The sequence below is a fragment of the Hominimerdicola aceti genome, assembly GCF_025567495.1.
Taxonomy (GTDB): Bacteria; Bacillota; Clostridia; order Oscillospirales; family Ruminococcaceae; genus Hominimerdicola; species Hominimerdicola aceti.
The window spans coordinates 12,686-33,828 of sequence record NZ_JAOQJZ010000019.1 but is presented as its reverse complement, the minus strand read 5'-3'; the positions used below and the strand labels follow the sequence as shown (position 1 = coordinate 33,828).

General features: G+C 41.8%; 23 protein-coding genes. 22 read left to right on the top strand and 1 reads right to left on the bottom strand.

Translation table 11 applies throughout. From position 1 onward, the window contains the following. The first annotated feature begins 22 nt into the window (after positions 1-22). The 20 genes from OCV57_RS13485 to OCV57_RS13390 all read left to right on the top strand — a co-directional run bounded on the left by OCV57_RS13485 (position 23) and on the right by OCV57_RS13390 (position 17,242). Positions 23-556 carry an RNA polymerase sigma factor gene (locus OCV57_RS13485; RefSeq protein WP_022127444.1) on the top strand — a complete coding sequence of 178 codons (534 nt, stop codon included), beginning with the start codon at positions 23-25 and terminating at the stop codon, positions 554-556. Continuing rightward, positions 549-1,226, top strand: a complete 678-nt coding sequence (locus OCV57_RS13480) for a DUF4367 domain-containing protein (RefSeq protein ID WP_022127445.1) — start codon at positions 549-551, stop codon at positions 1,224-1,226. Before OCV57_RS13485 ends, OCV57_RS13480 begins: the two co-directional genes overlap by 8 nt. 95 nt (positions 1,227-1,321) lie before the next feature. Beyond that, positions 1,322-1,747: a hypothetical protein gene (locus OCV57_RS13475; RefSeq protein WP_267301966.1), complete on the top strand. Its 426-nt coding sequence runs from the start codon at positions 1,322-1,324 to the stop codon at positions 1,745-1,747. Positions 1,748-1,915: 168 nt separating this feature from the next. Further along, positions 1,916-2,320 carry a hypothetical protein gene (locus OCV57_RS13470; protein ID WP_022127447.1) on the top strand — a complete coding sequence of 135 codons (405 nt, stop codon included), beginning with the start codon at positions 1,916-1,918 and terminating at the stop codon, positions 2,318-2,320. Positions 2,321-2,389: 69 nt separating this feature from the next. Continuing rightward, positions 2,390-3,280, top strand: coding sequence for a hypothetical protein (locus tag OCV57_RS13465; RefSeq protein ID WP_022127448.1), 891 nt, complete (start codon positions 2,390-2,392; stop codon positions 3,278-3,280). A gap of 11 nt (positions 3,281-3,291) precedes the next feature. Next, positions 3,292-4,047, top strand: coding sequence for a DUF2705 family protein (locus tag OCV57_RS13460; RefSeq protein ID WP_022127449.1), 756 nt, complete (start codon positions 3,292-3,294; stop codon positions 4,045-4,047). A gap of 10 nt (positions 4,048-4,057) precedes the next feature. After that, positions 4,058-4,693: an ABC transporter ATP-binding protein gene (locus tag OCV57_RS13455; protein ID WP_022127450.1), complete on the top strand. Its 636-nt coding sequence runs from the start codon at positions 4,058-4,060 to the stop codon at positions 4,691-4,693. Position 4,694: 1 nt separating this feature from the next. Then, the gene (locus OCV57_RS13450) at positions 4,695-5,423 is read left to right on the top strand and encodes a hypothetical protein (RefSeq protein ID WP_022127451.1); all 729 of its coding nucleotides are present in this window, start codon (positions 4,695-4,697) and stop codon (positions 5,421-5,423) included. 928 nt (positions 5,424-6,351) lie between these two features. Then, entirely contained in the window at positions 6,352-6,657 is a 306-nt protein-coding gene (locus OCV57_RS13445; RefSeq protein ID WP_117858179.1) for a DUF4314 domain-containing protein, read from the top strand. Between the two features lie 66 nt (positions 6,658-6,723). After that, positions 6,724-7,995 (top strand): DNA (cytosine-5-)-methyltransferase, encoded by a 1,272-nt coding sequence (gene dcm / locus OCV57_RS13440; protein WP_267301969.1) that lies wholly within the window; start codon positions 6,724-6,726, stop codon positions 7,993-7,995. After that, positions 7,988-8,752 carry a phage antirepressor gene (locus tag OCV57_RS13435; protein ID WP_267301964.1) on the top strand — a complete coding sequence of 255 codons (765 nt, stop codon included), beginning with the start codon at positions 7,988-7,990 and terminating at the stop codon, positions 8,750-8,752. Before dcm ends, OCV57_RS13435 begins: the two co-directional genes overlap by 8 nt. Continuing rightward, complete coding sequence (locus OCV57_RS13430) at positions 8,752-8,988, top strand: hypothetical protein (RefSeq protein ID WP_117864975.1); 237 nt, start codon at positions 8,752-8,754, stop codon at positions 8,986-8,988. Before OCV57_RS13435 ends, OCV57_RS13430 begins: the two co-directional genes overlap by 1 nt. After that, positions 8,989-9,141 (top strand): hypothetical protein, encoded by a 153-nt coding sequence (locus OCV57_RS13425; protein ID WP_177443098.1) that lies wholly within the window; start codon positions 8,989-8,991, stop codon positions 9,139-9,141. Then, positions 9,110-9,307 carry a hypothetical protein gene (locus OCV57_RS13420; protein ID WP_267301962.1) on the top strand — a complete coding sequence of 66 codons (198 nt, stop codon included), beginning with the start codon at positions 9,110-9,112 and terminating at the stop codon, positions 9,305-9,307. Before OCV57_RS13425 ends, OCV57_RS13420 begins: the two co-directional genes overlap by 32 nt. Positions 9,308-9,432: 125 nt before the next feature. Next, positions 9,433-10,239, top strand: coding sequence for a DNA adenine methylase (locus OCV57_RS13415; protein WP_267301968.1), 807 nt, complete (start codon positions 9,433-9,435; stop codon positions 10,237-10,239). A 9-nt stretch (positions 10,240-10,248) separates the two neighbouring features. Next, positions 10,249-10,521 (top strand): hypothetical protein, encoded by a 273-nt coding sequence (locus OCV57_RS13410; RefSeq protein WP_267301961.1) that lies wholly within the window; start codon positions 10,249-10,251, stop codon positions 10,519-10,521. 132 nt (positions 10,522-10,653) lie between these two features. Then, entirely contained in the window at positions 10,654-11,751 is a 1,098-nt protein-coding gene (locus OCV57_RS13405; RefSeq protein WP_051706256.1) for a helix-turn-helix domain-containing protein, read from the top strand. A 64-nt stretch (positions 11,752-11,815) separates the two neighbouring features. Then, a complete protein-coding gene (locus tag OCV57_RS13400; protein WP_267301959.1) occupies positions 11,816-16,195 on the top strand; it encodes a SpaA isopeptide-forming pilin-related protein in 4,380 nt (1,459 codons plus the stop codon). Continuing rightward, positions 16,192-16,518 carry a DUF3852 domain-containing protein gene (locus OCV57_RS13395; RefSeq protein ID WP_138338170.1) on the top strand — a complete coding sequence of 109 codons (327 nt, stop codon included), beginning with the start codon at positions 16,192-16,194 and terminating at the stop codon, positions 16,516-16,518. Before OCV57_RS13400 ends, OCV57_RS13395 begins: the two co-directional genes overlap by 4 nt. A gap of 16 nt (positions 16,519-16,534) precedes the next feature. After that, positions 16,535-17,242: a hypothetical protein gene (locus OCV57_RS13390; protein ID WP_267301958.1), complete on the top strand. Its 708-nt coding sequence runs from the start codon at positions 16,535-16,537 to the stop codon at positions 17,240-17,242. Positions 17,243-17,306: 64 nt separating this feature from the next. On the opposite strand, the gene OCV57_RS13385 is transcribed toward OCV57_RS13390, so the two are convergent. Next, on the bottom strand, positions 17,307-17,657 hold the full coding sequence (locus OCV57_RS13385) for a hypothetical protein (RefSeq protein WP_046438598.1): 351 nt from the start codon (positions 17,655-17,657) through the stop codon (positions 17,307-17,309). Positions 17,658-17,751: 94 nt separating this feature from the next. Here OCV57_RS13385 and OCV57_RS13380 point away from each other — a divergent pair, with 94 nt between their 5' ends. Both OCV57_RS13380 and OCV57_RS13375 read left to right on the top strand, forming a co-directional pair. After that, complete coding sequence (locus OCV57_RS13380) at positions 17,752-19,164, top strand: DUF3991 and toprim domain-containing protein (RefSeq protein WP_267301957.1); 1,413 nt, start codon at positions 17,752-17,754, stop codon at positions 19,162-19,164. 201 nt (positions 19,165-19,365) lie between these two features. Then, the gene (locus OCV57_RS13375; protein ID WP_267301967.1) at positions 19,366-21,141 is read left to right on the top strand and encodes a VirD4-like conjugal transfer protein, CD1115 family; all 1,776 of its coding nucleotides are present in this window, start codon (positions 19,366-19,368) and stop codon (positions 21,139-21,141) included. The last annotated feature ends 2 nt before the right edge of the window (positions 21,142-21,143 follow it).

Below are 21,143 nucleotides of genomic sequence, written 5' to 3'. Positions count from 1 at the left end.
ATGAAGTTAAAGGGGTGATATTATGTTAGCCATTTGTCTGGCATTGATAAACGATGATGAAGATAAAAAAAGTTTTGAACAACTAGTAAAAAAGTTTGAAAAAAAGCTATATACCGAGTCGTTTAAGATTTTAAGATCACATGAATTAGCGGAAGAAGCTGTATGGGAAACATTTTATAGAATAGCCGATAATTTTCATAAAATTCACAATTTACCCGTGTACAAAATGGAAGCTTACTTGATTATAACTATTAGAAACGCTTCTTATAGACTTTATAACAAAGAAAAAAAGCATTTCTACAATGACATTCATGAAGAAATGAGAGATATTCCTTCCGCCGATGAATTTAACGATTATAATGTTGCCGATTTATCTAAGGCAATCAGCGAACTGGAAGAAAAATACAAAGTCGCAATTACATATTTTTATTATTACGGACACAATGCCGATGAAACCGCCAAACTTATGGGAGTTTCACGGAACGCTGTATATAAATATCTGAGAAAGGCTGAACAGATTTTGTTTGAAAAATTACGAGGTGATATTAGTGAATGAAAATACAGCATTGTATAGAGCTATCGAACAAGCGGTAATACTGCCGTGTGCAGGAGAAATGGAATCTATCGCAGATGTCGAATGTGATTTTTCAGAGACTTACAAAAAGAAAGTAAACAGGCTGATAAAGGACAGAAGCAGACCGTATTATCCTTTGATAAAAACAACTCTGAGGAAGACTATTTTTATTATAGCGGCAGTTTTAATGATGAGTACAATTACAGTTGCCGCTGTTCCACAGTTAAGAGAATGGTTCGTAGGTTTGTTTGTCTCGCAAAATGAAAATAACGCTGATGTGCATGCTGTTCAAGGAGCTATTCCCGCAGATGATATGAACGATGAATTTATCTATTATGAGCCGACGTTTATTCCAAAAGGATTTGTAGAAGAAAGCAGAATTAAGGATATTGCACATTTAGGCATTGATTATCGTTTCAAAAATAAAATCATTTTTTATTCTCAAAGTCCATTAACGGCAACCCATAATATTGATACTGAAAATAGGAAAACAGAATATGTTACCGTATCAGGCTGTGAAGCGTTTTTATCCTATGATGACAACTCATCTATCATTGTTTGGAATGATGGAAATTATGTATATTCCATAAACGGAGATTTGTGCAAAAATGACATAATTGAAATGGCAAATTCGGTTAATCCTACAAAATAAAATATTTTTTACGAAAAGTGTGTACAAATTTACTCAAACTTGTATCTCAGTATATAAAGGGAACAAAATTTTGAGGAAAGGAGTGCACATTTTTTATGAAGAAAATGATTTCTACGATAATGGCTATATGCATTATGATGTGTTCGCTTAGTATGAGTGTTTCGGCGAATAGCGTAATCGATTATGTAGAACCGGGTATAGAATTAATGTATCTGTACACAGACAATGTTAGTACAAGTGTATATCGTTCAGGCTCAAATATAGCTTATAAATGTGATGCTAAGGGCAAATCCACAGCAACAAAGATAAGCATTTATCTGTATCTACAGGAATATTCAAACGGTGCTTGGAGTAATGTTGATGTTGTTACAAAAGCAGTGAACGGACGCAGCGCATACGTCAGCGATACATATTCATCGGCGGTATCAGGAAGAAAATATCGTACTGAAGCTCATGTATATGTTTACAGCGGAAGTAAATACGAGTATCTGGAAGTCAACAGCGGAACGTTGATTTTCTGATACATAACTGGTGTAATAAAAATAGAAAGGTTTGGTGAATCCAATGAAGATGTGAATATTTATTTTGCACAATTATTCATTGCAATAATTGTGTGATATGATGAAATTAAAATACTCTGCAACAAAACTTAAAGAAAATTACACTTATATTGAGAAAGGACGTTTAATATGAAAAAAATCGTTAAGAGAATTGCAGCTATGGGTGCTGCTGTTATGATGATGGCATCGATGTCGGCTATAGGTGTAAACGCTTATGGTACAGCTTCGTTCAGCAATGAACTTGCACATTCTGACGACTATAACCCTATTACAACTACATCAGGCTATTCAATTGACTATGCGTATGGTGTATGGGCAACATCAATTTCAAGCGTAAGCGGCTATAGCAAAGGAACACCCCGATTTAAGGTTAAGACGGGGGGCTATTCCGATTATGTTGATGTATATAACACTAACCAGTTATATTCGTTTGATTCATCCATGTGCAGAGGTAATAAAACCTATTATGGATATGTTAAGAACAAGACTTCAGGCTGCAAATGCAAGGTGTCTGGTGAATTCAGGTTTATGTAAGGATAATACATCGGAGGAGAAGTGAATCTTCTCCTCTATGTATTAATATAAACCTACGGAGGCAAATATATGATCAAAAGTATACTTACCCAAACAAAAATAATGCTTAACAAAAAGGGCTTTATGTTCGGCTTTTCGGCAATGATGATGATATGTCTCTTAGAGGTTGTTTTCAGTTCATACGGTGTTACCGCCCTACGAATGGAAGGAGACGGCTTTCCCGGGAACGACCCATCGTCGGTCATAACTTCCTTTGAAGCATTTATCCTCTGTGTACCCTCAGGACTGCTCAGCTATCTTGAGCTGCTGTTCCCATTCCTGTGTGCTTTGCCCTTTTCTTTTTCGATACTTACCGACAAGGCAGCCAACACGGATACTCTGTTGTGTGCCTACTGCGGTAAACGAAGGTACATCATATCAAAGATCACAGCTGCATTTATCGGCTCATTTCTGATATTTTTCGTTCCGCTGATGATAAACGGCTGTCTTAATTATCTCATCTTCGATAATTCCATGGGAGCAAATCTATTCAACCCGAACTGGCGTTTTAACGGCTTCGGCGTTATGCGTGCCACAGACTACCCCAATGCTCCCTTTGGAGAACTGCTGGCGGCTGCGCCCTTTCTGTACAGTATGCTTCATGCTTTTATGTTTTCTCTGATGTCGGGAGTGTTCGGGGTGCTTGCTCTTGCCTGTTCGGTGTTTTGCAGAAGGAACAAAGTGCTGACCTTCGGGGTCGGATTTCTTATCATAAACATAATGCAGTTCCTTGAAAACTACAGCATGAATGATGATATAGATAAAAAATATACCGCACTCGATCCATTCAAATATGTTACTTACTATTACTGTGACGGCAGGAGTGGAGTGAACTATTTAGCGTTTTTCATTGCTATGGGTGCGGTGATAGTCGTGAGTTCGGCTCTGCTGCTTTTCTGTGGCAGAAAAGACTATATCTAGGGAGTGAGAGAATGAAGAAAATGCTTCTAATGATCGCATCTATTGTCCCATTGTCACTGATATTCAACGGTCGTAATTTTTTCAACATTCTCGCAGAGCGCAGTCTGGGAGAATACGATGAGAGTTTTGATCTTTTGTTTATCGGAAACGCTTTCGGTTTTACAGCACTTCGTGATGCAAGCCTGCCCTTTATGCTGTACACATTGACTGTGGCTGTTGTCTATCTTTTTATGTTCGGACATACCATGTCTGATAACCTGAACGTCAGCGATATTTATGTTTTTATCCGAGAGAACAAGAGAACAAAATGGTTCGTCAAAAACTCGGCTCGTATATATTTGCAGAGCGCTGTTATAGTCCTTGTCAACGTGGTTGTGATATGGTTAATGACTGCCAAAATGGGCGTTGCAAATCAGCCCGGGGATATAGGAAAAATAGTTGGGATAACCATGATGATGATACTGTACATTTGGATACTTATTACCACCACAAATCTTTTCTCGGCATTGTTCGGCAGTACTATCGGATTATCTGTCGGAGCGGCAGCACATTATGCCTTTGTTATATCTGCAAGGTACGGCTTTGAGAATACCCTCATAAAAAACATAAACCCTTTGGCTGTCATTTTTAATATGTCAGAAAACAGGCGGAGCATTGTAACGTCAGTAATAGTAATGGGAGTGATCTTATTTGCGGTGTGTGTCATATTCTGCACCTATGTGAACAGATCTGATGTTAGCCTTAACAACAAAGAGATATTAGTGTGAGGGGATAGAAATGTCAACGATAACAGTTAAAAATGCAGTTAAAAAATTCAAAAACAGCACAGTGATCGACAATGTGTCTCTTACACTGGAGGGCGGAAATATCTACGGATTTGTAGGGCGAAACGGCAGCGGTAAGACCATGCTTTTCCGTGCGATATCGGGGCTTATACATCTTACAAGCGGCAGCATTGAGATAGACGGCAAGGTGCTGCACAAGGACATTGACGCTCTGCCCAGTGTGGGTATTGCTATTGAAAATGCAGGACTATTTCCGGACTTGTCGGGATATAAAAATCTGAAGCTGCTGGCAGGGATAAAAAAGAAGATAAGCAAAGACAAAATTCGTGAGACTATCTCGGAGGTAGGGCTTGATCCCGACGATAAGCGCCCGATCAGAAAATATTCCCTCGGTATGCGGCAGAGGATACTTATTGCACAGGCTATTATGGAGGAACCCGATGTGCTGCTCCTCGATGAACCTACAAATGGTCTTGATGACAGCGGTGTTGACGAAATCAGAAAGCTGATCTCTGCACAGGCAAAGCGAGGGGCAATAGTCTGTGTTGCAAGTCACAACAAGGAGGATATCGCCCTTCTGAGCGATAAGATATTCAGAGTTGACAATGGCGCTGTCCGGGAGGAATGATATGAAAGTATTTTTGACCTTACAGGCGGCTTTGATTGCAGTCACCCTTCTGCTTTGCTTACATGCAAGGGGCTTGTCAGAGGATGTAGGAATAACCCGCATGGACACTATCGAGAAGATACATAACAGCAATTGTGACTATATTGCTGTGATCCATGATACAGAGGAACTGTATGATCGCTTTTCTCAGTTTGACAGTGAGAATGCAGACTACGGCATTGGGCTTTACGGAACAGCCATATTTGTAGGAACTCCACAGGACAGCTTTTCCTTTTCAAAGGGCAGTACCTTCTGCACCCTTGATGTGGATAAGGTCATAAAGGGTAATATCAAAACAGACAGCATTGATGTTGAAATCAAAGGCGGCTTTCACTACGAAACAGAGGCTGAGTTCAAAGAGCGGTTAATGAATGCTGAGGACATGGAGATAGAGACACCTTCTGAAAAACTATTCTCGCTGGATTTTGGCGGCATGAATTTTATGGTACCAGGGAAGAAATATCTCATAATTGCGCAGACTCTTGATTTTAAAGAAAAAACTGTTTACAGGATAAACGGTTATCAGATAAGCTGGCTGTGTCTTGATGAAACGGAGAGCAAGATTATGAAAGAAGAATATGTTTATTCAGAATGTTGCAATAATGAGATATTTTCGCCGGATCATAGTATTATCGAAGCATTTTACGCTAAAAAGGACGATATACTTAAAACTTATAATATAGTACTGTGATTTATTCAGTGATTCCTTAATATGTGGTCATCTCTAAATTCTGTTGGCTTATCTGCGGCAAATCTTTATCCGTCATATTGTCCAAAATTCCCATGACATACGCTAGTATGCCTGCGAAAATTTAGTACAATCTGCCGAATAAATCTGCACCGCATCCAAACGACATATGAAGTTTATGCATTCACACGGGATGATGTGATTAAAAGTTTTGAATTATGACATAGTTTTATACTTGATAAATTAAAGTGTGATCGTGAAGCTATTGCTATGGAATTATTTGAAGAAGAGAAAGAAGATGGAAAACAATTGGTTTCTGATCTCACAAAAAAGCAGTATTAATAAAAAAACGACCGCCTGCTGTCATTACGCATACGGTACTCTTCCTGGTAGAAATGCGCCACTTTCAACCACTTGTTTGCCACTTATTTGTGCTAAAAATCACCGAAATCGGCTTAAAATCACTACAATTGCATTGCTCAAAAACGCCGCAAAATCGGGCTTTTTCGCATTTTACTAAAGACCACATCAGGTGTGCGGTTTAATTCAATTCCCGTACGGGTCACCAAACTTGTGCAATAAAATAGATGCACACCTCGAAAAGCTCGTATTTACGAGCTTTTTTTGCGTTTTGAGGGTAAAAATTTCAGGTGTAAAACCGTAGATGCTTTTTCGTAAAAAAAGGATCTGAACCCTCAACAATTAAATATTGTCAAGCATTCCGGCAAGTTATGAGCAGATTTTGCTCCTTACTTGCCGTATTTTTATGAAAAAAAGTTTCACGAAGTTTTAAAGGCTGTTTTGTCTAATATCACGAATTAATGTGATGTTAAACGAAACAGTCTTTTTTGTTAGCACAAGAGAGAGGGTGATTCCAATGTGGCAGGTATACCATTAAAAGAGAGCAAAAATTAATTCAACAGGAGGCAATATGATATACAACCAAAACAAGGTAGAAATACTGAGACAGAGATATCCGGAAGGAACAAGGATCTGCGTTGACTCGATGGACGACTACTGTCCCATTGAAAGCGGAACCTGTGGTACGGTTGAGTTTGTGGATGATGCAGGTACTCTCCATTGCAAATTCGATAACGGAAGAACGCTCGGAGTTATTCCCGATGTGGATAAGTTCCATAAAATTGATCAGGAACAGACTCAGACCGATGAGCAAACAGAAGAAATTACGGAAACTGAGGATATTGAAGAATCTGAAGAAATGAATATATCAATGTGACGGTTAAGTTTTGAAAAAGACTTAGCCGTTTTTTTATTGAAAAAATCGGAAAGGAGATGATTCGTACTGATAAAATATTTTGATATCTTTGCAGGTATCGGCGGATTTCGCTCAGGACTTGAAAAAGCGGGCGGCTTTGAGTGCGTCGGATATTGCGAGATAGATAAGTATGCAAAGAAAGCTTATGAAACTTTGTATGATACAGAAGGTGAGGTGTTTTATGATGACGCAAGAAAAATCGACCCAAACGAGCTTCCTGATCTCGACCTTATATGCGGAGGATTCCCTTGCCAAAGCTTTTCAATCGCTGGAAAACGAAAAGGATTCAGCGATACCCGAGGAACTCTCTTCTTTGAGATCGCCAGGATTGCCGCCATTAAAAAACCTAAGTATCTGCTCCTTGAAAATGTTCCCGGACTGCTATCGCACGACCAAGGCAGGACGTTTGCGGCCATCCTCAGTACGTTGGATGAATTGGGGTACGATGTCGTATGGGAAGTGCTTAACAGCGCAGATTTTAATGTCGCCCAGTCCAGAAAAAGAGTGTATATTGTCGGATTTCATAGAGAAAAGTGTTCCGGAAAAGTATTGTCTTTCACAGATGCAAATCCAAAAACTCTTGTCAAAAGAATTTCAGGCAGAGAGGGAAACAGGGTATATTCAGCCGACGGACTGAGCATAACGCTGACAAGCCAGGCAGGAGGCTTCGGCGGAAAGACGGGACTGTATGAGATAATGGGACTGCCAATAAAATCAAAAACTAAGTCAGGATATCAGATAGCTCTGCCCGGTGACAGTATTGACCTTGCATACCCAAATATGAATTCAAGGCGTGGGAGAGTAGGAAAGGAGATAGCCCATACCCTTACAACAAGCTGTAATCAGGGATATTACGCATTGGGGATAGATATGAATCCTGAGCCGAAAGTCACAGAGCTTGCAAGATGTATAACCGCAAGACAGGACAGCGGTATTGGTCATCACAAAGGCGAAAAATCCGGAGTTGTCCTCATAACAGACCCGATAGCCGTGCTTACTCCCGAAAAGGAAAAAGTCCGTCAGCAAGGCAGAAGATTTAAACTTCCAAACGAGCCGATGTTTACTTTGACCGTTACCGACAGACACGGCGTTGTTTACTGCGGGTATATCAGAAAGCTTATGCCGTTGGAGTGCTGGAGACTGCAGGGCTTTACAGATGAGCAGTTTGAAAGGGTCAAAGCCACAGGAATGTCCGATGCACAGCTTTACAAGCAAGCAGGAAATGCGGTGACAACTAATGTTATTGAGGCTCTGGCAAAGTATATTTTAGAAATTGAAAAGGAGAATACAAATGGATAATACGATAAAAACATTTGTGAATGAGGAGTTTGGCTCGGTGAGAACTATCGAGGAAAACGGGAAAATACTTTTCTGCGGTTCTGATGTTGCAAAGGCATTAGGGTACAGAAGACCAAAAGATGCAATAACAGCTCATTGTAAGGGGGCTGTAAAACGACGCCTCCTTACAAATGGCGGTGCACAGGAAATGAAAATGATATCCGAAGGTGATGTGTACCGCCTTATATCCCACTCCAGACTTCCCTCTGCTGAGAAATTTGAAAGCTGGATATTTGACGATGTCCTCCCAACTATACGCAGAACAGGCGGTTATGTTTCGAACGAAGAAATGTTTATTGAAAACTACCTGCCCTTCCTCGACGAACCGTACAAAAATCTCTTCCGTCTGCAGATGATTGCAATAAATCAGCTGAATGAGCGTATCCGTCATGATAAACCGCTGGTGGACTTTGCAAATCAGGTAGCAGGAACAGAAAATCTCATCGACATGAACGCAATGGCAAAACTTGCGGCTGATGAGCATTTTAAAATTGGCAGGACAAGGCTGTTCCGCTGGCTAAAATACATGGGAGTGCTTATGGCGAATAACCTCCCCTATCAGCAGTTTATCGACCGTGGATATTTCGCAGTTAAGGAGTCGGTGTTCGAGGTGGACGGCATGAAAAAGACTTATCAGCAGACGCTTGTGACGGGCAAGGGGCAGAGATTTGTTATTAATCTGCTGAAAAAATATTATGGAAAAGAGGTTTTGCAATAATGCCAGAAAAGCCAAAATGTCCGCTCATAGGTCAGAACGGGAATATCTTTAATCTTATGGGCATTGCTTCAAAAACGCTGAAGAGAAATGGCATGTCGAATGATGCCAAGGAAATGTGCGACCGTATCACCTCTTCCGGCAGCTATGATGAGGCACTGAGTATTATCGATGAGTATGTGGAAATCACTTCGGCTGACGATGAAGAAACCGAAGATTTTGGAATGGAGATGATGTGAATGACGTATTTATTCATAGGAATGCTGATAGGCGGGATTATCGGGTTTACGGTCGGAGGTCTTGCCATAGCTTTTAAATCAGCCGAAAAGGAGCTTGCCCGTCTGGATAAGGAGGTAAAAGATGCACACAAACAGAATAAAAGCAAAGGTTGATTTCAAGTTCTGTATGGGAAGTATCAACGCAATGCTGAGAGCCACAAAGCCTGTGCTTTCGGAAAAGCAATACAAGGAGCTGTGTAATGAGGTAAACAAAGCCGACGGCTACCTTGAACAGAAACGCATAATATTCAGCTATGTTGACCCGATAATCAAGGGCTGAAAACAGCGTAAAATCTAATATTTATTAAGGTCGTTTTGCCAACAGCAGATCAAAAATCTGGTGCTTGCAAAGCGACTTTTCTGCTGTTGGTTCTAACGGCAGAAAGGAAAAACATGAACAGTTTTATGTCATGGGTAGGGGGAAAGAAGAATCTTCGTGACGAGGTTCTTGCAAGATTTCCACCTTACTATGAAAGGTATATAGAGGTGTTCGGCGGTGCAGGCTGGGTGTTGTTTCACAAGCCGCCAGGTGCAGATTTTGAGGTGTATAATGACTTCAATTCAAACCTTACGAACCTGTACAGATGCGTCAGAGATAAACCGAACAGACTCAAATACAAGCTGAGATATGTGCTCGATTCAAGAGAGGATTTTGACCTGACTTCAAGCCTGCATAAGCGTGGTATACTGCCAAAACTTTACGATGTTGACAGAGCGGCAATGTTTTACCAGCTTATACGTTACAGCTATGCAAGCGGTCTTGAAAGTTTTGGCAGTCAGCCACATTCAATGTGGTCTGATTTTCCGATGATTGATCTTGCGGCTAGGCGTTTGCAGAAGGTCGTTATCGAAAACAAGGATTTTGAAAAGCTTATCAGGCAGTATGACAGACCCGTCAGCTTTTTTTACTGCGATCCGCCGTATTTTGCTACAGAGAATTACTACAAGGACGTAGGTTTTACTGCAAAAGATCATATCAGACTGCGTGACGTTCTGCTTGACATTAAAGGCAGATTTTTGGTTTCGTATAATGATTGTCCTGAGATCCGTGAGATATGGCATAAACCAAACATTCACATTGAAGAGATAAGTAGGCTGAACAATTTGGCACAGCGGTATGACGGTGGCTGTCAGTATGCAGAGTTGCTCATATCAAATTATGACACAAGCGAACGTGCAAAAGCTATCAAACAGCTTTCGCTTTTTGATTAGGAGGTTTTTATGAAGAAGATAATATTGGCACAGGTTTTAACGGCAAAAGGCAAAACAGAATTTTCAGGGCTTTATGACAGGCACGGAAATGCTGTAACGGTAGATGTCGAACGTGACAGCAGCGGTGTTTCACTTATCGTATGGCAAGACGAACAGAAAAAGCAGCACTTTGACTGTGGAATATCCGAAGAGGAAATACAGCGTACCTGTGCAATGTTTGATGACTGCGGCGATTGTCCGCTGAAAGAGTATTGTGAAAGTGAGGTTCTGAAACAAAATTAAACGTATTATCGAAAATTTCAACCTTACGTTGAACAATATTCAAATACCGGTTTATTGATTTTTCGGCGGTTCTCCTTTATAATAAAATCATAGCAGTACTGTTGAATATTATTTGAATATCAGGAGGTTATTATGAATTTATTTATAGGTGAAAACTTGAAACGGCTTCGTAAAGAAAAGGGTCTTACGCAGGAGCAGCTGGCTGAACGTTTGAATGTGTCTTTTCAGGCGGTGTCTAAATGGGAGTGCGGAGATGGTTATCCCGATATCGTAATGCTGCCTTCGATTGCTCAGATATTTGGCGTGTCCCTTGATGAGCTGGTGGGTATGCAGAAAATATGCAGCAACGAAGAGGCTGAAAAAATATTAGCACAGGTCGATGAGAACGAGAGCAAGGGTCTGCGTGCGGAAAATGTAGCATTGCTGCACGAGGCGGTGAAAAGATTTCCGAATAACTATATGATGTCAGCCAAGCTTGCGGCAAATTTGTTTTGTCTTGAGAGTAAGGGCGAAGAAACAAGCAAGACGAGATCGTCGGAGGCTGCTGAAATTGCGGAATATATTCTGGCAAATTGTACTGACAGAAAGATCACTGACTGGATGAGAGTGGATATATGCTATTACTACTATTGGGCAGGGAACAAGGAAAAGGCGTTGAAGCGTGCTGAGGAGTTGCCTGCTGCTGAAAAAAATACGGTCAAAGAATTTCTTTTAGCAGGTGATGAAAAAATGGTGCTTTCTCAGAAAAATATTATCCTTCATTTGCAGGAGCTTTGCTATTCTCTGCTTACCAGAGCTGATGTGAACTGTGAGAATGATCCGCAGCTTGAAGATACAGACAGGTTAAAAATTCTGAACAAGATCGTTGATGTATCTGAGGTGATATTTGAAAATAAAGATTATAATTTCCATTACAGGCTTATGTGTTTGGTATGCACTCACATTGCTGCGGTTGCAGTACGGGCAAAGGACTACGATGAGGCATTTGAAAATCTGAGAAAAGCCTTGAATTATTCCATTGCCGTTGATGAACTGCCTGAGAGAAAGCCATACACCTCGCTTGCGGTAAACAAGCTTATATATGATATGTATGACATAAGTGTTTCATCGCCCACGTTATGCTGCAAAGAACTTCTGGGCTATCTGAATTGGAGTGTGTATGATGAAATAAGAGATACGGAGATGTTTCAGGAAATCTATTTGAAAGCAAAAGAACATTGTGATAAATAAGATAAAAAAAGAGCCGAAATCCGGCTCTTTTTCTTTGCAAAAATGAAAAGGAGAAATGCACTTTATGTTCAAAAAATCGAAAATATTAAAGAAACTCAGCGCAGGGTTCATGGCAGGACTCTGTGCTTTTTCTATGCTCGGCTTATCTATGAGCGGAGCAATCACAGCAAGTGCCGCAAGCACACCTATGGAAAACCCGGCATTCCCGTCAGCGGATACGGTGATCGCAAAGGCGGCAACCTTGCTCGGCTCGCCGTATACCTATGGAAACAAGGGCTACTGGCATGCGTATGTTCAGGGTCAGTACACTCCGCTTTCTGTTGAAACGATAAATAATCTCGGCATTGACTGTTCGGGTCTTGTGTACTATACTCTTACGCAGCTTGGATACAAAACATCGGGGTTCAGTTGGAACAACCCTGTGCCTGTTGACACAGATCATTGGCTTACAGTCAATGATAACTGCACCATAACTTACGACGGAAAGACTTCAAAGGTCGAAGTCGAAAAGAAAAACATCAAGACAACGGACCGCCCGTATTGGGAGTGTGCTGATGGTTCGGTTATTACAGCAGGTTCTGTGGTGGTCGCTCAGAATCCGGGTGGTGAGGATCACGCTTGGATATATATGGGCGAATTTGATTCAAGAAATGATGTAATAAGCTACCTTAAGTCTATCGGCGTTTCGGAAAGTCTTATCAATTCCAAAACAGTCGGGGACGGCACAGGCGCAGGAGGTACACACTGGAGAATCGAATCAAACGGTTCGGAGGGCGTTGTTATCAACAACAAAACTGACGGTAAGACTGCTACCGCTATGAATATGTCGGCGTTCAGGATAACAAAAAATGATGTAAAATTTGAAATAACTAAGGTTCTTGCTTCAGACAGAACGGTTAAGATTTCAGGCACAAGCAAGGTAGACGGCACGGTTGCAAAATACGGAGTATATACCGATAAGGCTTGTAAAAACAAGGTCGGCGAGATCACTATCGGCAAGGACGGAACAGGTTCCATTCAGTTACCTGAAAAGCAGTATTACGTTAAGGAGATCTCCGCACCGACAGGTTACAGTATCTCTGAAGAAGTGTTCGCATTAAAGGTTGACGAAAATATATTTGTGACCGAAGATTTTACGAGAGGCACAATTAAGGTCAATAAGACCGCCGATGACGGGATCGTAAGCGGCAGAGAGTTCAAGGTCACAGGAAACGACGGCAGCAGTTACACCAAGAAAACCAAAGCAAACGGCGTTGCCGAATTTAGCGGATTAAAGGTATACAACACATCTACGGGCAAAGCGATCACCTACACCGTATACGAGATCAATATAGATACAAGATACGAAGTTCCTAAGGCTCAAAATGTTACGCTGACAAGCGGAGATGTTGATCTGACTGTGAATGTGAAGTTCAACAATCAACTTAAAACGGGCTCGATAAAGATAAATAAGCAGTCCGAGGACAATCAGAACGGCGACAGAGAGTTCACTATTACGGGCAACGGTAAGACCTACACAATTAAAACAGGTTCGGACGGTGTTGCAATTCTTTCCGATATTCCCGTTTACAACAGCAATAATGAGAAGATCGTGTACACCATTTCCGAGAAAAATGTTCCCGTAAGATATGTAGTTCCAGCGGATCAGACTGCAACCCTTACGGCAGATGCGACCACAACCAAGACATTCAAAAATATCCTCAAAAAGTTTACAGTTGAGGTAACAAAGCAGGATTCTGAAACAACATCAGCACAGGGCGACGGAACGCTTGCAGGAGCAGTTTACGGACTGTACAAGGACGGCGAGCTTGTCGATACCTATACTACCGATGAAAGCGGATATTTCAAGACAAAAGAGTATGTCTGCGGAAACTACACTGTTCAGGAAATTTCACCAAGCGAGGGCTATCTCCTTGACGAAACAGTTTACTCAGTTGGTGCAGAAGCTGAGAATTATTTCATTGAGCATAACCCACTTTCTATGGCAGTGACTGAGGACGTTATCAAGGGAAATATCGCAATGATCAAGCATTCCGATGACGGCTCTACTCAGATAGAAACTCCGGAAGTGGGAGCTGAATTTGAGGTTTATCTGAAATCCTCCGGTTCTTATGCAAATGCTGTTGAAACAGAACGTGATCATCTGACTTGTGATGAAAACGGATTTGCACAAACCAAGGATATGCCATACGGCGTTTACACTGTGCATCAGACAGTCGGCTGGGAAGGTACTGAGTTTATTGCTGATTTTGATGTGAATATCAGCAAGAACGGACAGACCTATCGCTATCTCATTAACAATGCAAAGTTTGAAAGCTATATCAAGATTGTAAAGGTGGATTCCGAAACGGGAAAAACCATTCCTTATGAGGGCGCAGGATTTGAGATCTACGATTCAAATGGTCAGAAGATCTCAATGACTTTTGCATACCCTACCCCAACAACAATCGACACTTTCTACACAAACAGCGAGGGATATCTGATCACTCCCGAAGTTCTTCCCTACGGTGAGTATTCACTTATTGAGGTTCAGGCTCCTTACGGCTATGCGCTTGATAAAACTCCCGTAGCATTTTCGGTTTCCTCAGAAAATGCAGAGAAAGAAAACTCGTTTACTATTGTCAAAGTTGAAAAGCAAAATACCGCTCAAAAAGGAAAAATCAGCGTTCGGAAAACAGGCGATATTTTCACAAGCGTGACAACGGCTTCCTCCGCATACACAAATGAAAACGGTGAAATGATCGTGAATCCAACAACTTACACTCCTGTGTTTGCGAACGGAGATCTCAGCGGTGCAGTATTTCAGGTGATCGCTGTAGAGGATATTGTTATGCTCGACGGCACAGTCCGTGCAAGTGCAGGCGATGTTGTGGCTGAAATTACTACCGATGAAAACGGATATGCGGAAACCGATTTATTGTATCTCGGTAAGTACGAAATCAAGGAGGTTCAGGCACCTTACGGCTATGTTCTGAACGCAGAATCTCAGTTTGTTGAGCTTACCTACGCAGGGCAGGAAATCGCAGTTCGTGATACCGTTGGCACAGCTTTTGAAAATGACTATCAGGGCATTGAAATTTCTCTTTCTAAGGTTATGGAAAATGATGAAAAGTTCGGAATTTCAGCGGAAGAAAGTTACAAAAATGTTCGTTTCGGATTGTTTGCCGCAGAGGATATTACTGCCGCTGACGGCTCGGTAATTCCTGCCGACGGTCTGATTGCGGAGGTTTCGCTGAACGAGGATATGACGGCTGTAATTGCAGAAAAAATTCCGTTCGGCAAGTATTATGTTCAGGAAATTGCAACCGATGAGCATTATGTTTTGAACGGTAAAAAGTACCTTGTAAACTTCGAGTATATGGGACAGGAAGTAACTACTGTTTCAATCGACTGCGGGCAGTTCGTAAATGAACTGAAACGTGGTAAAATCGAGGGAATCAAGGTAAATGAGAGCAACGAACCTCTTGAAAATGCTCTGTTCGGACTGTTTGCTGTTGATACCGCTGAGTTTACTGCCGACAACGCATATATGACCGCTGTTTCCGATGAAAACGGACACTTTGAATTTGACAAGATCCCATATGGTGAGTATATCGTCAGGGAAATCGAAGCTCCCACAGGCTACATTTTAAGCGATGAAAGCTACCCCGTGACTATTTCTGAGGACGGAGAAATTATCGAAATTACAGCAGTAAATAAGCCTATAACTGTTGAGATAAGTAAACAAGATGTGTATGGAAACGAGCTTGCAGGTGCAGAAATGCAGCTTGAAAATTCTGATGGCAAAGTCGTTGAAAAATGGACTTCTGATGGTACAAATCATGTTGTTACCGAGCTTCCTGCCGGAGATTACACGCTTAAGGAAATCGCCGCTCCTGACGGTTATGTTATCGCAACTGACATCAGATTTACAGTTGATGTTTATGGCAAGATTACTGTAGAAAATGTGGACGCAACTGCTGTTTCTGAGAACGGCAATCCTCTCATCGTAATGGTAGACGATACCACAAAGGTGAAAATCAGCAAGCGTGATATCACTACGGACAAGGAGCTTGCAGGCGCAACGCTTCAGATTATTGACGAGGACGGAAATGTTGCCACGGAGTGGGTATCAACAGACGAGGCTCACTTTATCGAGGGCAAGCTGATCGCAGGCAAGGAATACACGCTCCGTGAAACGATCGCTCCAGACGGTTATGAGATTGCAAGCGAGATAAAGTTTACTGTGAATACTGACGGAAGTGTAACCGAGGTCGTTATGTACGATGAGCATACGCCTGATCTTGAAACTCCTCCTACAGTCACAATAGATACTCCTAATACAGGTGTATCCGCAGACAATGGTGCTGAACTTTATCTCGTAGCCACAGCGGTTATTATGACTTTCGGTATGCTCATATGCAAGAAGAATGATAAGAAACAAAGAAAGGATGATGTGAAATGAGATCTAAAAAGAAATTGATCGCAGCAGCAAGTTCGGTGTGCTTTGCGGCTATGATGTCGCTAACAGCTTATGCTTCGGGCGATGTTGCGGGGGCGGTGACAAGCACTTGGACTACGGCAAAATCGCAGGTCGTATCAGTCGTAAACAATGTGGTGTTTCCCGTGATAGACGTTATACTTGCAGTTCTGCTGTTTGTGAAGATAACACTCGCATACCTCGATTATCGCAAACACGGTCAGCTTGAATGGACGCCGATCGCTATCATTTTCGGCTGTTTAATCTTTTCTCTGACCTGTCCGCTGTACATCTGGAGCATAATCTGATAGGTGGAAAATGAATATGAAAGCAAAAGTAATGACTGCAATTTTAGCGACGATTATGCTGACAATGACAGCTTGCGGAACGATCAGTCCGCCAATACAGACGGTGGAAACTACAACAATTCCGATAACAGCCGAGTCATTGGATTCGGCTGTCTCTTCGGAGGTCGAAAGTACCGTCAACAATGAACAGGTAAAGTCCGATACCTTTATCGCTGAGTTTTTTGACTCAAATATCAGCTTTGAAGATACAAGCGAATTGGTTACTGAGTCGATGAAAGGCTGTGCCTTTGAGAACGAAACCGATAATTTCAATGGAGTGAATAAGGTTACTTTGAAAGGCAAAAACGGCGGCGGAATAATTAATGTTCTCTGCGTTGATCTGTCACAGTCACAGCTTGATTACGATATGAAATATATCCTCGAAAACTTCGGGGATTACTATTTCGGTCAGACCTCCGCACAGATGAACGGTGTCACTGAGGACGATTTTGTGTCAAATTATCGTATGACAACAAATGTATATTCAAATGGTAAATATCAGCGTTACAGTTCCGTTCAGAAAACCGATGGTATGGCGACGCAGTTTGGGTACACGGAAACCTATGCTGTGCTTTCTGAGAACAAGCTGACAGTAGTATCAGGAGCATATCTTGGTACGGATATGATGGAAAGGCAGAGCTTTTCGCAGCTGATGAGTAATTTTGAGGGGAATGTGAAGTACTGATTTAAAATGAAAAAAGGGCTGAGGTTGGCTCAGCCCTTTGGTTTTGGGGAGTATAAATCAGAATTTATATATTAAATACTTCTTTTGCGTATGATGTCCACCCACCATGTGTAATCATTACGCAAATTACAGCAAGTGTTATATACAATACGATAGGGATAAGCAGATATGCCTTGCCTTTACTCAATGTTTTCCGAAATACATAGATATTTGAGGGAAATGATAAAGCAAGCCAAATCAGTAGCTCAATACAGCCAAGCATAATAGAAACATCTTTCTCCGAGCCTAAATCATAGCTATAGCCTTTTGAATGTCCAGTTATATCAAGAAAAATCCAGCCGAAACATATTGGAAATGAAAATGCAATAAAACTCGTCCAGAGAAAATTCAGACAATAGATAATTTTACTTTTCATGGCTATCTCCTACAAATTTCGATTTATGTTATTATCCATTATACCACACCAACCTCGAAAAATCAACCCTAGTAAACAGAAAGCAGGTGATAAAGTGTCATATATCCCATTTACAGATGAACAAAAAATCCTTGCCAACAGCGTAGACCTCGAAGAATTCCTGAGAATGCGAGGTGAGAAATTAGAGCGTGTTGGCAGAGAGCATAAGCTCATTTACTATGACAGTTCAGGCAAGCACGACAGCATAACTATCCACGGCTCTACCTGGTTTGATCATAAAAATCAGGTCGGCGGCGGTGCAATAAAATTTATGCAGGAATTCTATGATATGGACTTTCAGACTGCGGTACAGGAACTGTTGGGACAGAGGGTCACTCCGTTGTCCCACAGTCCTCCGAAAGCTATAGCAAAGGAAGAAAAGAAAGAATTCAAGCTGCCCGAGGTAAACGCAAATATGCACAGAGTGTATGCTTACCTCATAAAACAGCGGTTTATCGCACCGGATATTATATCGTATTTCGCAAAACAGCACACGCTTTATGAGGACAAGGAACACCATAATGCGGTGTTCGTAGGCGTTGACGAAAACGGCGTTCCAAGGCAGGCAAGCAAGCGTTCAACCTCAACGTTCGGAAACGCATTCCGCATAACTTGTGAGGGTTCGGACACAAAGTACAGCTTTTCTCACTTTGGAAAAAGCAGTCGTCTTTATGTATTTGAAGCTCCCATTGATATGATGAGTTTTCTTACGCTGTACCCCAAAGACTGGCAGCAGCACAGCTACATTGCAATGAACGGTGTGTATGAAAATGCAGTTTTAACGACGTTAAAGAACCATTCTAATCTTACTGAAATTGTGCTTTGCGTGGATAATGATGAGGGAGGCATCGAAGCCGTAGACAGACTTCGGGATATTCTTAATGAGAACGGATATCCAAACGTTAAACGGCTTGCACCTAAGTTCAAGGATTGGAACGAGATGCTGAAAGCACAGAATGGTGTTCAACCTTTGCCTGCTGTTCCGCATAAACGCAAGGAAGAATATCTGCGGCAAATAGAAGAATTGGGGTATCTCAAATGCCGTCCCGATAAGCTTACATCGCAAATTTATGCAACCTTCAAAAACGGACAATACAAATATCTCGCCGAGTATGCTCTTGCAGGCTCGGCGTTTTTCATGCCCAAAAGTGAGCGGATAAACAGCGAATGTCAAGCATTTGAAAGGCTACAACACAAGCTAAAGAGTAGTTATAAGCCCTATACCGACAAGGGCAAAAAGGCACAGAAACAAAGGAATTTGCAGGAATGTGTTCAGACAGTGCTAAAGGACTTTCGACGAACTGCACGTACCCATGACCAGTCTGTAAATACGGCAAAACTGCTGTATCAGCTTGCGGACAATGCCGTCAGAATGTCCGTTGAGGAAACTTTAAGTGTTCCTGTTCAGGAGCAGACCGAGGATATCCAAATCGTTTCAGAACCCGAACCCTGTATGGAATTCGGTTGACCAAGTTTTTCGGTTTTGCAAAGCAAAATAGAGGACTTAGTCCTCTAAGAAAAACTTGCAGCAATAGCCGTTTATCTGCTATTGCCATACCCTCCGCCTCACAGCGCAATACCTTGAATAAAACAAACTAACTTATCTTATTAAATACAAAAGACAGAATATCCTATACAGATTGGAAGTGAAAAATTGAATGAAAAACAAATGATTTTAATAGGCATACTTGTCGTGATTTTTATCGCCTTTCTGGTGGTCGTGAACTTGCTTGACAATAAATCGCTTAACGGAATAAAGGCAAAGAAAGTTGGCAACGGACAGCACGGAACTGCGAGGTGGGCGACAAAATCTGAGATAAAGCGTACTTTTATCCCTCTGCCATTCGAGCCTGAACTCTGGCGGCAGGGAAAGAATCTGCCGGACATTCAGGGTACGGTTGTTGGTTGCAGAGGTTCGGGAAAGAAGACCATAGCTATGGTAGACGATGGCGATGTTCATACGCTGATGATAGGTGCGGCAGGCGTGGGCAAAACCGCATATTTCCTGTACCCGAACATTGAACTTGCTTGCGCAAGCGGAATGTCATTTATCTCAACTGATACAAAAGGCGACGTTGCAAGGAACTACGGAACTATCGCCAAAAAGTATTACGGCTACAATGTTTCTGTGCTTGATCTGCGTAACCCTACACGTTCAGACGAAAACAATATCCTGCATCTTGTAAACAAGTATATGGATATTTATCTGTCCGATAAAAACGACCTTTCGGCAAAGGCAAAGGCGGAAAAGTATGCAAAGATAACAGCAAAAACCATAATCAACATCGGCGGAGGTGACAGCTCAAACTACGGTCAAAACGCATTTTTCTACGACGCAGCGGAAGGCTTGCTTGCCTCTGTTATCCTGCTTTTGGCGGAGTTTGGCGACAAAAACGAACGGCATATAGTTTCCGTTTTCAAGCTTATTCAGGACTTGCTTGCAAAGTATCAGCCAGACCCAAAAGCCAAGCCGAAAATGTATTTCACAAAGCTTATGGACAAGCTGCCAAGCGAACACAAGGCAAAATGGCTTGCGGGTGCGGCTCTGAATGCGTCTGACCAGTCTATGCTGTCGGTAATGTCGACTGCACTTTCAAGGCTCAACAGTTTTCTTGATTCTGAACTTGAACAAATGCTGTGTTTTGGAACGGCGATAGACGCTGAGAAGTTCTGTAATGAAAAGTCTGCTATCTTTATCGTTCTTCCCGAAGAAGATACAAGCAAATATTTCATGGTAAGTCTGCTGATTCAGCAGTTATACCGTGAGATTCTGGTCATAGCCGATGAGCATGGCGGAGCACTTCCGAACCGTGTAATGTTCTACATGGACGAGTTCGGCACGTTTCCGAAAATCGACGGAGCAGAGGCGATGTTCTCGGCAGGTCGTTCAAGAAAAATATCCATAGTTGCGATAATCCAGTCCTTTGCACAGCTTGAACAGAACTACGGCAAACAGGGCATGGAAATCATAACGGACAATACTCAGCTCACGGTTTTCGGAGGGTTTGCACCAAATTCACAGTCGGCGGAGATCCTTTCAAAATCCCTCGGCGAACAGACCGTGTTAAGCGGTTCGGTTTCGCAAGGCAGAGATAAATCTCAATCCTTGCAGATGATAGGCAGACCATTGATGACGGTTGATGAACTGAAAAGTATGCCAAAGGGACAGTTTATTGTCATGAAAACAGGTGCTCACCCGATGATTTCAAAACTAAAGCTGTTCTTCAAATGGGGTATTAAATTTGAAGGCGAGTACCGTCTGCCGGATAAAACCGCAAGATACGTTTCCTACAAGGAGCGTGATGAGCTTATCCGTGATGTTGAGATTAAATATCCGCAGAAGAAAAAAGTGACTTCTACAGCGGAATTTGAAATTGTCGATGACGAAGATTTTGAAGATGAATCGCCAAAGAAAAAGACCAATGTAAAAACGAACAGGAGTTGATG

Bases quoted from the DNA above. Each gene is read 5' to 3' on its own strand.
- OCV57_RS13415 (WP_267301968.1), top strand. From the start codon at position 9,433: ATGTCATGGGTAGGGGGAAAGAAGAATCTTCGTGACGAGGTTCTTGCA.
- OCV57_RS13450 (WP_022127451.1), top strand. From the start codon at position 4,695: ATGAAAGTATTTTTGACCTTACAGGCGGCTTTGATTGCAGTCACCCTT.
- OCV57_RS13395 (WP_138338170.1), top strand. From the start codon at position 16,192: ATGAGATCTAAAAAGAAATTGATCGCAGCAGCAAGTTCGGTGTGCTTT.
- OCV57_RS13425 (WP_177443098.1), top strand. From the start codon at position 8,989: ATGACGTATTTATTCATAGGAATGCTGATAGGCGGGATTATCGGGTTT.
- OCV57_RS13460 (WP_022127449.1), top strand. From the start codon at position 3,292: ATGAAGAAAATGCTTCTAATGATCGCATCTATTGTCCCATTGTCACTG.
- OCV57_RS13410 (WP_267301961.1), top strand. From the start codon at position 10,249: ATGAAGAAGATAATATTGGCACAGGTTTTAACGGCAAAAGGCAAAACA.
- OCV57_RS13400 (WP_267301959.1), top strand. From the start codon at position 11,816: ATGTTCAAAAAATCGAAAATATTAAAGAAACTCAGCGCAGGGTTCATG.
- OCV57_RS13445 (WP_117858179.1), top strand. From the start codon at position 6,352: ATGATATACAACCAAAACAAGGTAGAAATACTGAGACAGAGATATCCG.
- OCV57_RS13385 (WP_046438598.1), bottom strand. From the start codon at position 17,657: ATGAAAAGTAAAATTATCTATTGTCTGAATTTTCTCTGGACGAGTTTT.
- OCV57_RS13430 (WP_117864975.1), top strand. From the start codon at position 8,752: ATGCCAGAAAAGCCAAAATGTCCGCTCATAGGTCAGAACGGGAATATC.
- OCV57_RS13405 (WP_051706256.1), top strand. From the start codon at position 10,654: ATGAATTTATTTATAGGTGAAAACTTGAAACGGCTTCGTAAAGAAAAG.
- OCV57_RS13465 (WP_022127448.1), top strand. From the start codon at position 2,390: ATGATCAAAAGTATACTTACCCAAACAAAAATAATGCTTAACAAAAAG.
- OCV57_RS13420 (WP_267301962.1), top strand. From the start codon at position 9,110: ATGCACACAAACAGAATAAAAGCAAAGGTTGATTTCAAGTTCTGTATG.
- OCV57_RS13485 (WP_022127444.1), top strand. From the start codon at position 23: ATGTTAGCCATTTGTCTGGCATTGATAAACGATGATGAAGATAAAAAA.
- OCV57_RS13470 (WP_022127447.1), top strand. From the start codon at position 1,916: ATGAAAAAAATCGTTAAGAGAATTGCAGCTATGGGTGCTGCTGTTATG.
- OCV57_RS13390 (WP_267301958.1), top strand. From the start codon at position 16,535: ATGAAAGCAAAAGTAATGACTGCAATTTTAGCGACGATTATGCTGACA.
- OCV57_RS13435 (WP_267301964.1), top strand. From the start codon at position 7,988: ATGGATAATACGATAAAAACATTTGTGAATGAGGAGTTTGGCTCGGTG.
- OCV57_RS13475 (WP_267301966.1), top strand. From the start codon at position 1,322: ATGAAGAAAATGATTTCTACGATAATGGCTATATGCATTATGATGTGT.
- OCV57_RS13455 (WP_022127450.1), top strand. From the start codon at position 4,058: ATGTCAACGATAACAGTTAAAAATGCAGTTAAAAAATTCAAAAACAGC.
- OCV57_RS13375 (WP_267301967.1), top strand. From the start codon at position 19,366: ATGATTTTAATAGGCATACTTGTCGTGATTTTTATCGCCTTTCTGGTG.